This window comes from Polynucleobacter sp. UK-Mo-2m-Kol15, from assembly GCF_018881505.1.
Taxonomy (GTDB): Bacteria; Pseudomonadota; Gammaproteobacteria; order Burkholderiales; family Burkholderiaceae; genus Polynucleobacter.
In genome coordinates, this window is the sequence record NZ_JACVQC010000001.1 from 2,140,180 (window position 1) to 2,155,230 (window position 15,051).

The window sequence follows — 15,051 nt, forward strand, 5'->3', positions numbered from 1 at the left end:
CTCATGACAAAACCCGTTCACTTTAATATCCTGGCACGCGACTCAGCAAGCCCTGCCCGCCTCGGCCAGCTTGACCTCCCCCACGGTAGCGTGCAGACACCAATCTTTATGCCAGTGGGTACTTATGGCACGGTGAAGGCTATGACACCTCGCGATTTAAATGAGGCTAAAGCCCAAATTATTTTGGGCAATACCTTTCATCTTTGGCTTCGGCCTGGTTTAGATGTAATCAAGAAGCATGGTGGCTTACATCGTTTCATGGGCTGGGATAAACCAATCCTCACAGACTCAGGTGGCTTTCAGGTTTTCAGTTTGGGCGCTCTGAGAAAAATCTCCGAAGAGGGGGTAACCTTTGCATCACCAATCAATGGGGATAAGTTATTTATGTCTCCAGAAGTGTCGATGGAAATTCAGGCGGTACTTAATAGCGATATCGCTATGCAGTTTGATGAGTGCACCCCTTATGAAGTTAAGGGACAAGCAACTTCAGAAAAAACCGCACGCGCTTCCCTGGAAATGTCGCTGCGCTGGGGTGATCGCTCCTTAAAACGCTTTCGTGAGCTTGAGACGGGTAATGGCCTCTTTGGTATTGTTCAAGGCGGGATGTTTGAAAACCTGCGTGAGTTTTCCCTAGATGCAGTAAGTCAGCAGGGCTTTGATGGAATTGCCATTGGGGGTCTGTCTGTTGGAGAGCCAAAGCCTGAATTTGAGCGCATTCTGAATTTCACTGCCCCCAAGTTACCAGAACACATGCCCCACTACTTAATGGGTGTTGGGACCCCTGAGGATCTGATGTTGGGCGTTAGCCTAGGCATTGACATGTTTGACTGCGTGATGCCGACTCGAAATGCCCGCAATGGCTGGCTTTTTACCCGCTTTGGTGATCTTAAACTACGTAATTCAGGATACAAGGACGATGACCGTCCTGTCGACCCAACCTGCGCTTGCTATACCTGCCAAAATTTCACTAGATCCTACTTAAATCACCTCCAAAAGGCGAATGAGATCCTTGGCTCACAGCTCAATACCATCCACAACCTCTCCTACTATCTCCAACTAATGGAAGAGGTTCGAGAATCTCTAGCCAAAGATCGTTTTAGCGCCTATCGCGAGGAATTTCATCAAAATCGCCAACGGGGCGTAGAGCCCGGACAGGATTAATGGCCTTAGGCCATTAAATCAGCCCCAAACCCCCATACAGTTTAGAATTGTGAGTTACGGCTTGGCTTTAAAAGCCTAAAACTAAAGCAGTTTCCAATTGGTACTTAATGGAGGTTTTATATGTGGATTAGTAACGCTTTTGCCCAGGCTCCAGCCGCGGGTGCAGATTCCGGTGGCTTGATGAGCTTCCTTCCCCTTATTTTGATGTTTGCAGTGCTGTACTTCATCATGATTCGCCCACAAATGAAGCGTCAAAAAGAAACCAAAGCAATGCTTGAGTCTCTTTCTGTTGGCGACGAAGTAGTCACTGTTGGCGGCATCATCGGTAAAGTAACTGCATTAAAAGATCAAGTTGTGACTGTTGAGATTGCTACTGGCACTGAAGTACAAATGCAAAAAGGCGCCATCGTAACAGTATTGCCAAAAGGCTCGCTGAAGTCTTCTTAATAAGCTTTTAAAAGTAACTCAATATGAATCGCTACCCTCTCTGGAAATACATAGTCATCCTGTTTGCTTTATTAATCGGGGGACTATATTCATTACCTAATTTCTTCGGAGAGGCTCCAGCAGTTCAAGTCTCGTCTGCCAAACCAACCATCAAGGTTGATTTGGCGACTCAGTCTCGCGTTGAAAAGATTCTGACTGAAGACAATATTAGTAACACCGGTATATTTTTTGAATCTACAGGCAATGTAGGTTCAATAAAAATTCGTTTTGACAATACCGATATCCAACTTCGTGCTCGCGACTTACTTCAACAGAAATTAAACATCGATCAAAATGATCCTAATTTCACGGTTGCATTAAACCTGCTCTCCAATACACCAAGCTGGTTAAATGCCTTGAATGCATTGCCGATGCCTCTTGGTCTTGACTTACGTGGCGGTGTGTACTTCCTGTTACAAGTTGATATGAGGGGTGCAGTTCAAAAGAAGGTCACTTCTTTAGCTACCGATATTCGCAGTCAATTACGTGACAAATCCATTCGGCAACAAGGTATTGAGCGCGGCCAAGACTCCATCACTTTGACTTTCGGTAGCACTGAAGATGCTGAAAAAGCACGCTCTGTCTTAATGACCAGTCAGCCTGATCTAACCTGGCAAATCAAGCCTACCGGCTTATCCCCAAAACTAGTGGGTGAATTTAAAGCCACCGCCTTGAAAGAAATTCAAGATAACGCAGTAAAGCAAAATATCATTACATTGAATAAGCGTGTGAATGAGTTGGCCGTTAAAGAGCCAGTGATTCAACAACAAGGTGCAGAGCGTATTGTTGTTCAGCTACCTGGTGTTCAAGATACTGCTCGCGCCAAAGATATTATCGGCCGCACTGCCACCCTCGAATCCAGATTAGCAGATCCCATTGTTTCAACTATTGCAGTTGGTGAGACCCCGCCTCCAGGCATGGATGTATTCCGCTTCGGAGAAAACCGTCAGGGTGTATTCAAAAAATCAGTCATCTTTAGCGGCGATCGCATTACTGATGCAAGCGCCGGCTTTGATCAAAATCAACGTCCTGCAGTCAACATCTCTTTAGATGCCGCTGGTGGTCGCGTGATGCAAGAAGTGACCCGTGAAAATATTGGTAAACCGATGGGCATGATCTTGTTTGAAAAAGGTAAAGGTGAGGTTCTCACAATTGCAACGATTCAAGGTGAGTTTGGCTCTAAATTTCAAATTACCGGTCAACCAACTACTGAGAGTGCCAATGACTTAGCACTCTTATTGCGTGCGGGCTCATTAGCAGCACCAATGGAAATCATTGAAGAGCGTACGATTGGACCAAGCCTAGGCGCAGAAAATATTGAAAAGGGTTTTAAGTCCCTGATTATTGGCTTTGGAGCAATCTCTATTTTTATGATTGCTTACTACCTCTTATTTGGCACATTCTCAGTAATCGCTCTAGCAGTCAACTTACTACTCTTGATTTCTATCTTGTCGATGCTACAAGCTACTTTAACCTTGCCAGGTATTGCCGCGATGGCATTGGCGCTAGGTATGGCGATTGACTCCAACGTGTTAATCAATGAACGTATTCGCGAAGAACTACGAAATGGTGCCGCCCCACAAACTGCGATCGCCATTGGCTTTGATAAAGCTTGGGCAACGATCTTAGATTCAAATGTCACGACCTTAATTGCAGGTCTTGCATTGCTAGCCTTTGGTTCTGGCCCCATTAAGGGATTCGCGGTAGTGCACTGCCTTGGTATTTTGACTTCCATGTTTTCAGCAGTCTTTTTCTCACGTGGCCTGGTTAACCTCTGGTACGGCAGAGGTAAAAAAGTTCAAAAACTCGCTATCGGCCAAGTTTGGCGCGCAAAGGAGAAATAAGCCATGGAATTTTTCCGAATCAAAAAAGATATTCCGTTTATGCGCCATGCATTGGCGCTGAATGCAATTTCTTTAATCACCTTTTTAGCGGCTGTATTCTTCCTATGGCAGAACGGCCTGCATCTTTCGATTGAGTTTACCGGCGGCACAGTGATGGAGGTTTCTTATCCGCAGACAGCGCCTCTGGATTCAATTAGATCGAAGGTTGAAAAGCTTGGCTACGCCGATACCCAAATTCAGAACTTTGGTAGCTCACGTGATGTGATGATTCGCCTACCACTTCAAAAAGATGCTGAAGGAAAAATAATTTCTTCAGCAGATCAAAGCGCGTCTGTCATGCAAGCACTGGAACCGACCACCTCTGGCCCGAAACTTCAACGCGTCGAGTTTGTTGGTCCACAGGTTGGTCGAGAGCTGGCAATAGATGGATTGATGGCTCTGCTATTTGTGATCATTGGTATTGTGGTTTACCTTTCTTTCCGTTTTGAGTGGAAATTTGCTGTTGCAGGCATCATCGCGAACTTACATGACATCGTGATTATTCTTGGCTTCTTTGCCTTCTTCCAATGGGAGTTCTCACTCTCGGTATTAGCTGCGGTATTGGCTGTTTTAGGCTATTCAGTAAATGAGTCTGTGGTGATCTTTGACCGTATTCGCGAAAACTTCCGCAAGTTCCGCAAGATGGACACTCGCGAGATTATCGATAACGCTATTACCAGCACCATCAGCCGTACCGTGATTACTCACGGTAGCACTGAGATGATGGTTTTAGCAATGTTGATTTTTGGCGGCCCCACACTCTTTTACTTTGCCTTAGCACTCACCATCGGTATTTTGTTTGGTATTTACTCTTCAGTATTCGTGGCAGCAGCGCTAGCCATGTGGCTTGGTGTTACTCGAGAGGATTTAGTAAAGGGTGAGCGCAAACCTGAAGACACTACCCGGAGCGATGACCCAAACTTTGGAGCCCAAGTTTAATTTAGTGTGAAATTCTGATGCTCGAGAGCGGCTAATATTTTCTTAGTTGCACCTTGATGCTCAATAGAGTAGGCTGTTGCAGCCCTCGACATCTTTGCCAGCTTGACCGTATTAAGCAGCAATTCTTTTAAAGCCTCCATCAGGGCAACTGACTCGCTTAAGATAAGCTCGCCCTGAATACGCTTTGCAGCACCCATCTCAATCGCATCAAGAGCAGCCTGCTGAAAGTTATAAGTATGCTCACCAAGCAATACGGGGCAGCCAGCAGCACATGCCTCAATCAAATTTTGACCTCCGAAGGGAAGGATGCTGCCACCCATGACCACCAAGTCAGCCGCACTGTAATACATCGGCATCTCACCCATTGAATCACCCAGAATCACGTCGACATCGACTTCTCCATTCGGCGTTTCAGTCCATGCCGTACGGTGTCGAAATTGCAAACCAGCCCCATGAATTTGACTTGCCACCTCAGAGAATCGCTCTGGATGCCGAGGAACGAGACACAGCAAAGGGTTAATCTCAAAAGCATTAGTAAGCAAGAGATCTTTCCAGGCCTTGAGAATAATTACTTCTTCACCATCACGAGTACTTGCAGCACAGACCATAAGACGTTGCTTGGCATGTAGCCTCTCTTTCCAAGCTTTGCCTTGTTGAACTAGACTTGGATCAAGCGGAACATCAAACTTGAGATTACCCACAATCTGAACTTGCTTGACGCCAAGACTACGATAGCGCTGGGCATCAAGTTGCGTTTGAGCCAAGATACCAGCAAATGCTTGAAATAACGCTCTGCCTGCTTTACCAAACTTATTCACACGAGAAGCACTACGTTCAGATAGACGCGCATTTACTAAAAATAATGGCAGGCCGATTTCTGCGCAATAAAATACTACGGTTGGCCAGGCCTCGGTTTCCATAAATAAACCAAGCTTTGGCTTTAGTACACGAATGAAATTAGCGACAGACCAGCACAGGTCATAGGGCAAATAGACTTGGTGTAGCTGACCTGCAGTAATTGCTTTTGCAAATAGAGTAGCACCTGTTCGCCGACCATTGAGCGTCATATGCGTCAGTAAAACCTTTTCGCCACGCGCTAAATAAGCTTCAACTAATGGCTGAGCAGCTCTAGTCTCACCAACAGATACTGCATGAATCCAAACGGATCCCCGGGCAATTGCTTTGCCATCAACAAAGCCTAGGCGCTCAGAGAAATGATTTAAATATTCAGTTGAATGTCGAGTGCGCAAAGCCAGGCGAATAAATGCAAATGGCAGCAGAAGATGCCAAAGCAATTGATAAACAGCAAACCAGATCTTGGGGCGGACACCGTATTGTGAATCCTGCGGTGTACGCTCAAGGCTTGGAGTCAAATTCACTTTTTCAGACGTTCGGTCAATTCGACCGCCTTACCTAAATAAGAAGATGGTGTCATCTCGAGTAGCAATGCTTTTGCATCGTCTGGAATTTGTAGGCTACGAATAAAAGTTTGTAAATCAGCCTGATTGATTCCTTTGCCGCGGGTGAGCTCTTTAAGTTGCTCATACGGATTCTCGATGCCATAACGACGCATTACAGTTTGTACAGGCTCTGCCAATACTTCCCAACACTCGTCTAAGTCAGCAGCAATTGCCGCATGATTTACTTCCAACTTACCCAGACCGCGCAAAGCACTGTCATAAGCCAAAACACTGTGGCCAAAGGCTGGGCCAAGGTTCCGCAGCACAGTAGAGTCGGTGAGGTCGCGCTGCCAGCGAGAAATCGGTAACTTCTCTGCTAAATGACGCAGTAGAGCATTGGCAACCCCCAAATTACCCTCAGAATTTTCAAAATCGATTGGATTCACCTTATGCGGCATGGTTGAAGAACCAATCTCACCTGCTTTAGTGCGTTGCTTAAAGTAGCCAATAGAAATATAGGCCCAAAAATCACGGTCCATATCTAGTAAGATCGTGTTAGCGCGTGCAATCGCATCAAACAATTCGGCCATGCCATCGTGGGGCTCAATCTGAATCGTATAGGGATTAAATGTCAGTCCTAAGCGCTTCTCAACCACATTCTTAGAAAAGTTTTCCCAATCAAAATTAGGGTAAGCGGATAAGTGTGCATTGTAGTTACCAACTGCACCGTTCATTTTTCCCAGGAGTGGAACTGCTGCAATGGTCGTAATCGCACGCTCTAGCCGTTTAGCAATATTTGCTAACTCTTTACCCAATGTACTTGGAGAAGCTGGCTGACCATGGGTGCGTGACAACAAGGGGACCTTAGCATTTTCAATTGCAAGATCAGTTAATACAGAAAGTACTTTTCTGAGTTGTGGCAACAGAACTTCATCACGAGCACCACGCAACATCAAACCATGCGAAGTATTATTAATGTCTTCAGAAGTACAAGCGAAGTGAATAAACTCACTAGCTTTTAAGAGGTCTGGACGGCCGGCCACTTTTTCTTTTAAAAAATACTCAACCGCTTTGACATCATGGTTAGTAACTGCCTCGATATCTTTAATGCGCTGTGCATCTTCATCAGAGAAGTTTTCTGGTAAGGATAATAAAAAAGTCTCATCGGCCGTACTAATTTTCGGCATATCTGGCAGGCCTGCTGATGCCAAAGCTAGCAGCCAATGGATCTCTACAAACACCCGCTGACGCATAAATGCAGCCTCAGACAACCAAGGGCGCAAGGCATCTAGTTTTCCGGCATAGCGGCCATCTAAAGGGGAAAGTGCATTTAGGGTAGAAATCGGCTGACTCACAAATATCGCCTTTACATTGAATGTGTCAATAAACCCCGATTTTAATCGTTGTTGAGGGCAACCCAATATGACTGGGGTAGCTATACTAAACCCTATGAAACTCATCGGATCCCTCACTAGCCCCTACGTACGTAAGGTACGTATTGTTTTCTTCGAAAAAAAGGTTGATATAGACCTAGAAATTGAGAATGTCTGGGCTGCAGATACAAAAATCACTAATTACAACCCTTTGGGCAAGGTTCCCTGCCTACTTTTGGATGATGGCGAGGCCATCTATGACTCGCGGGTAATTGCAGAGTACGTGGATACGCTCAGTCCGGTCGGCAGGCTCATTCCAACCGAAAGTCGCGAACGCGCCACCATCAAAACCTGGGAAGCCTTGGCTGATGGCATAAAAGATGCGGGAATTTTGGCCCGCCTAGAGGCAACTTTGCGCCCACCTGAGCAACAAAGTCCAGTCTGGGTAGATCGCCAAATAGGCAAAATTAAGGCAGCTTTAGAGCAAATGTCCCGTGAATTAGGCGAAAACTCTTGGTGCCATGGCAATCAGATGACTTTGGCGGACATTGCAGTGGGATGCGCCTTAGGTTATCTACTATTCCGCTTCCCAACTATTGCTTGGCAAGCGCAATATCCCAATCTGGATGCTTTGTATCAAAAATTGATCCAAAGGCCTTCCTTTATTGAAACAGCACCCCCAGCAGCCTAAATTGGCAAATTACTGTTGAACCATTTATGAGCACTTAGGCGGAAATAATTCCACCGCCTAAGCAAATATCTCCGTCATATACAACGGCAGACTGGCCTGGTGTCACTGCCCACTGAGTCTGTGGAAAAGCCAATGCAAAACTAAGAGGCCCTTCAGTTCCGGTGGTAATGGAACAAGCGGAGTCAGCCTGACGATAGCGAGTTTTAGCGGAATACTGTCCCAACACAGGAGTGACGCCAGCAACCCAACTGGCATCAATGGCAGAGAGTTGATTCGCTAGTAGCCAAGGGTGCTCATGCCCTTGGGCAACATACAAAGTATTGTTGGCAATATCTTTGCGGGCAACATACCAAGCATCGCCATTGCCATCTTGACTGCCCCCCAAACCGATACCCTTACGCTGCCCTAAGGTAAAGAAGGCAAGCCCCATATGCTCTCCGACCGTTTTACCCTCAGGGGTTTTAATAGGGCCGGGAGTGCGCGGCAAGTAGCGATTTAAGAATTCACGAAAAGGGCGTTCGCCAATAAAGCAAATGCCAGTCGAATCTTTTTTACGTGCATTGTGTAAACCAATTTGCTCAGCAATCTTGCGTACTTCCGTCTTTGGAATCTCTCCAAGTGGGAAAAGAACATTGGCAAGTTGACTTTGAGTTAATCGGTGTAAGAAATAACTTTGATCTTTGCTGGCGTCTAAGGCCTTTAAAAGCTGGACTTTACCACCCTCATGGCGAACCCGCGCATAGTGGCCGGTTGCAATAGCATCGGCACCTAAGCTCATCGCGTGATCTAAAAAAGCCTTGAACTTAATTTCTGCATTGCACAAAACATCGGGGTTTGGTGTTCTGCCAGCAGCATATTCCCGTAAAAACTCCGCAAAGACCCGCTCACGGTATTCAGCGGCAAAATTGACTGCCTCAACATCAATTCCAATTAGATCCGCCACTGACACCACATCTAACCAATCCTGACGTGCAGAGCAATACTCATCACTGTCATCATCTTCCCAGTTTTTCATGAAAAGGCCTATAACTTCATAACCCTGTTGCTTGAGCATCCAAGCCGCAACCGATGAATCTACGCCTCCAGACATCCCAATAACGACTTTATGACGTTTTGAGGCAGGGATTGCGGAAGAATTGAACGGGATCATCAAAAAATGCGAAAATTCGATATAAGCTGAAAAACCCCATTGTAGAAGTCTTCCTTCAAACTTACCAAGATTGGAAGGAAACCTTAAGGAATGGTGATCAGGGGTAATTAATAGGCAGCCTCATGCCTAATTAATTAAAATAGATTTTTTGAAAAATTTGCATTTGGAGACATGCCATGCGCATAGGAGTACCGCTGGAAATCAGACCCGGGGAAACTCGTGTTGCCGCCACACCGGAAACCGTTAAGAAGCTGATTGGTCAAGGCCATACAGTCGTTATTCAAAAAGATGCGGGCCTTACAGCTAGCCAGCCAGATTCGGCTTATGAAGCTGTTGGCGCGACTATCGGTAGCGCTACCGATGCCCTTGGAGCAGAAATTGTTCTCAAGGTGCGTGCGCCTGAGGCTGCAGAGCTCAAACAAATTCAATCTGGCAGCGTGCTCCTTGGCATGCTCGATCCATTTGATAACGACAATATTGCAGCCATGGCTGCGCAAGGTGTTACTGCGTTTTCATTAGAGGCTGCACCACGCACTACTCGCGCCCAAAGCATGGACGTCTTGTCTTCACAAGCCAATATTGCAGGCTACAAAGCAGTGATGGTTGCTGCAAATGAATACCAACGCTTCATGCCAATGCTCATGACTGCGGCTGGTACTGTTAAAGCTGCACGCGTACTAATTTTAGGTGCCGGTGTTGCTGGCCTCCAAGCGATTGCAACTGCAAAGCGTTTAGGCGCAGTTATCGAAGCGTCTGATGTTCGCCCTGCGGCCAAAGAGCAAATTGAATCTCTTGGCGCTAAGTTTGTTGATGTTCCTTACGAAACTGATGAAGAGCGTGAAATTGCTCAAGGTGTTGGTGGCTATGCCCGTCCAATGCCAGAAGCCTGGATGAAGCGTCAAGCTGCCCTTGTTGCAGAACGCGCTCAACAAGCAGATATTGTAATTACCACTGCCTTGATTCCAGGTCGCAAACCCCCAGTCTTGTTACACAGCGATACTGTTGCGAATATGAAGCCTGGCTCTATCGTGATCGACTTAGCTGCTGGTCGCGGGGATAACGGTTCAGGTAACTGCCCACTGACAGAAGCAGACAAGATCGTTATGAAAAATGGTGTAAAAATTATTGGTTACACCAACCTCGCCAGCATGGTAGCTGCAGATGCTTCTGCCTTGTATGCGCGCAACTTGCTCGACTTTATGAAGCTAATCGTTGACTCAGAGGCGAAGTTAGTCATCCCAACGGATGACGACATCGTTACTGCTTGTCTCATGTGTCGCGACGGCCAAGCCGTCCGTAAAAACTAATAAAGAACATTCGAAGGAAATATCATGGATCTCGCTGCTTTTCAAAGCATCCTTACAGTCCAAAACATCACTGTGTTTGTACTGGCTATTTTTGTTGGCTACCACGTAGTTTGGAACGTTACTCCTGCACTACACACCCCACTGATGGCTGTTACTAATGCTATTTCAGGAATCATTATTGTTGGCGCACTACTTCAAACTGAAGTGATTGGTGGTGATGAGATTACCCTCACCAGCATCATTGGTGCGGTGGCAGTCTTCTTAGCCTCAATCAATATTTTTGGTGGCTTTATGGTCACCCGCCGCATGCTTGAAATGTTCAAGAAAAAAGCCCCCAAGGCTGATGCAGCTGGCACTAAATAAAACTAGAACAAGATCTTATAGAGACCACAATAATGTCAAACATAACCGCGATTTCCTACCTTATTTCATCGGTGCTCTTCATCCTCGCATTGCGTGGATTGTCTTCACCAACAACCTCACGCCAAGGTAATACCTTTGGCATGGTCGGCATGTTGCTTGCCGTCATTACTACTTTCATGATTCCTGACTTTAAGCCAGTGTTCTCATTGATTATCGGCGCCATTGTTGCCGGTGCTGTAATTGGAATTCTTGCAGCAAAACGTGTACAGATGACCAAGATGCCCGAGCTTGTAGCTCTTATGCACTCGTTTGTAGGTTTATCAGCTGTATTAATCGCCATTGCAGCGGTATTTAATCCAGCACAAAACCATACTGGTGTACAAAAGATTGAACTCTTTATTGGGGCATTTATCGGCGCAATTACCTTTACAGCCTCCGTCATCGCTTTCGGAAAACTTTCTGGCAAGGTTAGCGGCAAGCCGGTGACATTTGCTGGCCAACACTTACTCAATCTGATCCTAGCAATCGGCATGGTTGCTGGCGGCGTCATGTACTTTATGACTGGCAGTCACGAGGCATTCTTGGTGATGTGCGCGATTGCTTTGGTATTGGGTGTGACCTTAATTATCCCAATCGGCGGCGCAGATATGCCCGTGGTTGTATCGATGCTCAACAGCTACTCTGGTTGGGCAGCCGCTGGTATTGGCTTTACCTTGAACAATCCTGTGTTAATTATTGCTGGCGCTTGCGTAGGCTCTTCTGGTGCAATTCTGTCTTACATCATGTGTAAGGCTATGAACCGCTCTATTTTGGCAGTCTTACTTGGCGGCTTCGGTGCCGAGGCTTCTGCTGGCGGCACTGATGATGGTGGTCCAAAGAATTACAAAACTGGCTCTCCAGAAGATGCGGCCTTCCTCATGGAAAATGCTGACACTGTGGTGATTGTTCCTGGTTATGGCTTGGCCGTAGCACGAGCTCAACACGCGCTAAAAGAATTGACAGAGAAGTTGACCCATCATGGTGTGACAGTAAAGTATGCGATTCACCCAGTTGCAGGTCGTATGCCTGGCCACATGAATGTGCTCTTGGCCGAAGCTGAAGTTCCATACGATCAAGTGTTCGAAATGGAAGATATTAATAGTGACTTTGGTCAAGCAGATGTAGTCTTAGTCCTTGGCGCAAATGACGTGGTCAACCCTGCTGCTCGCACTCCAGGCAGCCCAATCTTTGGCATGCCAATTTTAGAAGCATATAAGGCCAAAACAATTATTGTCAACAAACGCTCCATGGCCGCCGGTTATGCTGGTCTGGATAACGAACTCTTCTATATGGATAAAACCATGATGGTCTTCGGTGATGCAAAGAAGGTCGTGGAAGATATGGTGAAATCGGTATCCTAAATAGTGTTGGCCTTACTAGGTAAGGCTTAGAGGCGGAGAAGGATGTGCAAGGCTCAAATCTGCCCCACTGAGGGGTAGAACATGGCAACATTTAGAAATAGGCACGGGAAATGGTAAGCCCGTGTTCACCGCAAAGGGCGGCAGCCCGTCACTAAGTCGTTCTAATCCAAACAAGATGCAGAGAAGTGGACTAGGCAGCTTGATTCTGAAATGGATAAGGGTGGTTACACCAATCTAGTGCTGGCAGAGGGCAGTGCAAAGAGTGCGATGTTTCGACACTTAACGGATATTGGGAACCATGGCAATATGTTCTATAGACAAATCAAGACATGGGGCCGACCCTAAACAATTAGCACTTGCGATAATCAAAACGCAGTCAAGTAAATAACATGTAAAACTAGGCGGTATCTGATACTCATACCGAAAAACTTAAAAATGATTTAAATCGAAATTGACTTTACCTAAAACACTGCCCCAGTCACCAATAGAAGGCTGTCTATATAACTTTATTGACGGGTACCAAGGACTATCAACTCTATCTAACAGCCATCGCCAATCAGGTACATAAGACAAAAGAATCCACGTCTCCTTGCCCAAAGCCCCACTTAAATGAGGAATGCTTGTGCAGGTGCTAACAACTAAATCAACATTTTCAATCAGAGCCGCTGTATCTGAAAAATCTCTCAATTCATTCCCAAAAAATCTAATATTTTTATAATTTTCAAAAAATTCTTTGTCGCAATCTTTTATTTCTTTTTGTAAGCAGATATATTCAAATTCTCCTAAAGGAAGTGCCTGAACAAAATCCATAAGTAACAAGCTTCTTTTGTGGTCATCCTTAAATTCAGACATACTGCTCCAAGCTATGCCAACTCGCTTTTTCTTTTTTTCCCCTAACTTGAGCCGCCACTTATCCACCTTAGATGGATTGGAGATTAAATAAGGCACATCCGCTGGAATTGTAAAAATATTTACATTAAGAGCCAAAGGAAGACTCAAAAGAGGGCACTGATAATCAAAAAGTGGCAACTCTTGACCCTTAATGACCAATTGTGAGACTCCTTCTAAATTTTCCATCAAACTAGCAAGTGGCTTTGGAGTCTCCAAAATGACTTTGGCGCCCAAATCAGAAACCAATTTAACGTATCTGCAAAATTGAATGAAATCGCCTAGCCCTTGCTCCCCATAAATTAGGATTGTTTTACCTTGAAGCGATTCAACCCCAAGCCAAGTGGGCTTATCAAAGTAACGTTTTCCTGCAATTTTGCTGACTTCATCCAAATCCCATCTACTCTCGTATAGTGGCAAACCTTTTTCAAAATTACCCAGCAATAGCAGAGATAAGCTTTTGTTCCAAGATGTCTCGTGATAATCAGGCTTCAGACTAAGCGCCTTATCATAGTGAGCTATGGCCTCGTCATGCCGTTTAAGTTCACTTAATGTAATACCTTTATTAGTCCAAGCCTTCGCATAGTCAGGTTTAAGACTTAGCGCTTTATCGTGGTGAATAATTGCCTCATCAAACCGTTTAAGTTCGTGCAGGGTGAGCGCTTTATTGGACCAAGCCTTATAGTCATCAGGATTAAGGTAAAGCGCCTTATCCAAGTTGGTAATGGCCTCGTCATAACGCTTCAGCTTATATAATGAATTGCCTTTATTAGACCAAGCTTGAGCGTAATTAGATTCAAGACTTAAGGCTATATCGAAATAGGAAATAGCCTCATCAAAACGTTTAAGCTCATGGAGAGCGCTCGCACAATTAACTAATGAAGCAATATCTTTTGGAGATATTGCAAGTGCTTCGTAAAAATTTTCATAAGCACTTTCATAGTTGCTTTGCATGCTGTAAAGACATCCTAAATTGTATGGAATTTGGGCATCATTTTTGATGTATGTCTTTAAGCACTCAAATATTACTAATGCGTTTTTAACCCCTCCATTCTCTGCAAAATGAGTCGCTACTTCAAAAATAGCATTGGCAGCATTAATATCCTTTTGAAGAGCTACCCTTAGCATTGAATTGGCACTCTCAAAATTTTCAGCCTGAAAGGCTTGTATGGCTATTTGAAGAGGGTTCATAGCCGGCTATTTTATTATCAAAGCTCTTAAATGAACATTAATTTACAAAATAACTGGTCAGCCGCACAAAACAGTTTACGAAGGTAGATAGATGGGACCATTTTTTAAAAAATGGGGAGTGGGGGTATGGTGGGGGTCGGTTTCTAGAAAATCAAAAAGGGGTGCCCCTCTTTTATTGAAATGCGCCCTACTTTGCCGCCATGAACATCAAATTGCGCTTAGCTAATATGTTGATGGATTTGACCTTATATAACTCCTGCGCCATTCTTTTTTCAGGCCCAAATTTGGCCCGCTGAAGTTAATTTTATAATTTTTTTTACCTGACAGAATTTAGTTTTTCTTACTATTTTTAACGCTGCGCTAAGTCTCTATTTTTACTAGTCTTAATAATGAGCTCTTCTACATGGATAAAACTATGCTGGTCTTCTGTGATGCAAAGAAGGTTGTGGAAGATATGGTGAAGTCTGTCAGTTAATGCAGGCAAACTAAGTTCAGACTGTAGTGAATTAAGATGGCTAGTAAAACTTACTAGCCATTTTCTTATTCTCAAAGGCGAGAAGGCCAAATGAAATTCCTGAAATATTTTCTAGTCGCTTTTGCACTAATGCTTTCTCACAATAGGTGAAAAAATAACACTAAAGGCTGGCGAACCCCTCGTTGAACATTTTAAAGAGTGGCACTGTGGCTTAAATCCAGGGGCTGAAACGATTGACTTAGTCGTTGTCTACGCGGGAACGGTTGGAACCCTCCTAACGATTCGCGAGAAGTGATCCCCAGATTCAAGTGCATTAAATAAAAGTTCGCCTTCGAGAGGTTTTT

General features: G+C 45.0%; 12 protein-coding genes. 8 read left to right on the top strand and 4 right to left on the bottom strand.

The window, feature by feature from the left end; translation table 11 throughout:
• Nucleotides 1-3: 3 nt before the first annotated feature.
• From tgt to secF, 4 genes are all read left to right on the top strand, one after another.
• The gene (tgt, locus tag ICN43_RS10910; protein ID WP_216199714.1) at nt 4-1,161 is read left to right on the top strand and encodes a tRNA guanosine(34) transglycosylase Tgt; all 1,158 of its coding nucleotides are present in this window, start codon (nt 4-6) and stop codon (nt 1,159-1,161) included.
• Between the two features lie 120 nt (nt 1,162-1,281).
• Nucleotides 1,282-1,608, top strand: coding sequence for a preprotein translocase subunit YajC (gene yajC / locus ICN43_RS10915; protein WP_216199716.1), 327 nt, complete (start codon nt 1,282-1,284; stop codon nt 1,606-1,608).
• A 23-nt stretch (nt 1,609-1,631) separates the two neighbouring features.
• Nucleotides 1,632-3,491 carry a protein translocase subunit SecD gene (secD, locus tag ICN43_RS10920; protein WP_216199718.1) on the top strand — a complete coding sequence of 620 codons (1,860 nt, stop codon included), beginning with the start codon at nt 1,632-1,634 and terminating at the stop codon, nt 3,489-3,491.
• 3 nt (nt 3,492-3,494) lie between these two features.
• Nucleotides 3,495-4,469, top strand: coding sequence for a protein translocase subunit SecF (gene secF, locus ICN43_RS10925; protein ID WP_216199720.1), 975 nt, complete (start codon nt 3,495-3,497; stop codon nt 4,467-4,469).
• Here the strand turns inward: secF and ICN43_RS10930 are convergent.
• Both ICN43_RS10930 and purB read right to left on the bottom strand, forming a co-directional pair.
• Nucleotides 4,466-5,848 carry a 3-deoxy-D-manno-octulosonic acid transferase gene (locus ICN43_RS10930; RefSeq protein ID WP_370623182.1) on the bottom strand — a complete coding sequence of 461 codons (1,383 nt, stop codon included), beginning with the start codon at nt 5,846-5,848 and terminating at the stop codon, nt 4,466-4,468. The genes secF and ICN43_RS10930 overlap by 4 nt on opposite strands.
• Entirely contained in the window at nt 5,845-7,224 is a 1,380-nt protein-coding gene (gene purB / locus ICN43_RS10935) for an adenylosuccinate lyase (protein WP_216199723.1), read from the bottom strand. Before purB ends, ICN43_RS10930 begins: the two co-directional genes overlap by 4 nt.
• 94 nt (nt 7,225-7,318) lie before the next feature.
• Between purB and ICN43_RS10940 the strand changes: the two genes are divergently transcribed.
• Complete coding sequence (locus tag ICN43_RS10940) at nt 7,319-7,933, top strand: glutathione S-transferase (protein ID WP_216199725.1); 615 nt, start codon at nt 7,319-7,321, stop codon at nt 7,931-7,933.
• A gap of 34 nt (nt 7,934-7,967) precedes the next feature.
• On the opposite strand, the gene mnmA is transcribed toward ICN43_RS10940, so the two are convergent.
• Nucleotides 7,968-9,083, bottom strand: a complete 1,116-nt coding sequence (gene mnmA, locus ICN43_RS10945; protein ID WP_216199727.1) for a tRNA 2-thiouridine(34) synthase MnmA — start codon at nt 9,081-9,083, stop codon at nt 7,968-7,970.
• 176 nt (nt 9,084-9,259) lie between these two features.
• Between mnmA and ICN43_RS10950 the strand changes: the two genes are divergently transcribed.
• The 3 genes from ICN43_RS10950 to ICN43_RS10960 are packed head-to-tail and all read left to right on the top strand — an operon-like array spanning nt 9,260 to nt 12,153.
• Complete coding sequence (locus tag ICN43_RS10950) at nt 9,260-10,390, top strand: Re/Si-specific NAD(P)(+) transhydrogenase subunit alpha (RefSeq protein ID WP_216199728.1); 1,131 nt, start codon at nt 9,260-9,262, stop codon at nt 10,388-10,390.
• Between the two features lie 24 nt (nt 10,391-10,414).
• Nucleotides 10,415-10,753: a proton-translocating transhydrogenase family protein gene (locus ICN43_RS10955; protein ID WP_011903634.1), complete on the top strand. Its 339-nt coding sequence runs from the start codon at nt 10,415-10,417 to the stop codon at nt 10,751-10,753.
• 32 nt (nt 10,754-10,785) lie between these two features.
• A complete protein-coding gene (locus ICN43_RS10960; RefSeq protein WP_216199730.1) occupies nt 10,786-12,153 on the top strand; it encodes an NAD(P)(+) transhydrogenase (Re/Si-specific) subunit beta in 1,368 nt (455 codons plus the stop codon).
• A 429-nt stretch (nt 12,154-12,582) separates the two neighbouring features.
• Here the strand turns inward: ICN43_RS10960 and ICN43_RS10965 are convergent, their stop codons facing one another.
• Nucleotides 12,583-14,232, bottom strand: a complete 1,650-nt coding sequence (locus tag ICN43_RS10965; protein WP_216199733.1) for a tetratricopeptide repeat protein — start codon at nt 14,230-14,232, stop codon at nt 12,583-12,585.
• Nucleotides 14,233-15,051: the final 819 nt, after the last annotated feature.

Excerpts from the sequence above, each read along its gene's own strand:
- yajC (WP_216199716.1), top strand. The coding sequence starts at position 1,282 with ATGTGGATTAGTAACGCTTTTGCCCAGGCTCCAGCCGCGGGTGCAGAT.
- ICN43_RS10950 (WP_216199728.1), top strand. The coding sequence starts at position 9,260 with ATGCGCATAGGAGTACCGCTGGAAATCAGACCCGGGGAAACTCGTGTT.
- tgt (WP_216199714.1), top strand. The coding sequence starts at position 4 with ATGACAAAACCCGTTCACTTTAATATCCTGGCACGCGACTCAGCAAGC.
- ICN43_RS10955 (WP_011903634.1), top strand. The coding sequence starts at position 10,415 with ATGGATCTCGCTGCTTTTCAAAGCATCCTTACAGTCCAAAACATCACT.
- ICN43_RS10960 (WP_216199730.1), top strand. The coding sequence starts at position 10,786 with ATGTCAAACATAACCGCGATTTCCTACCTTATTTCATCGGTGCTCTTC.
- ICN43_RS10965 (WP_216199733.1), bottom strand. The coding sequence starts at position 14,232 with ATGAACCCTCTTCAAATAGCCATACAAGCCTTTCAGGCTGAAAATTTT.
- mnmA (WP_216199727.1), bottom strand. The coding sequence starts at position 9,083 with ATGATCCCGTTCAATTCTTCCGCAATCCCTGCCTCAAAACGTCATAAA.
- ICN43_RS10940 (WP_216199725.1), top strand. The coding sequence starts at position 7,319 with ATGAAACTCATCGGATCCCTCACTAGCCCCTACGTACGTAAGGTACGT.
- secD (WP_216199718.1), top strand. The coding sequence starts at position 1,632 with ATGAATCGCTACCCTCTCTGGAAATACATAGTCATCCTGTTTGCTTTA.
- secF (WP_216199720.1), top strand. The coding sequence starts at position 3,495 with ATGGAATTTTTCCGAATCAAAAAAGATATTCCGTTTATGCGCCATGCA.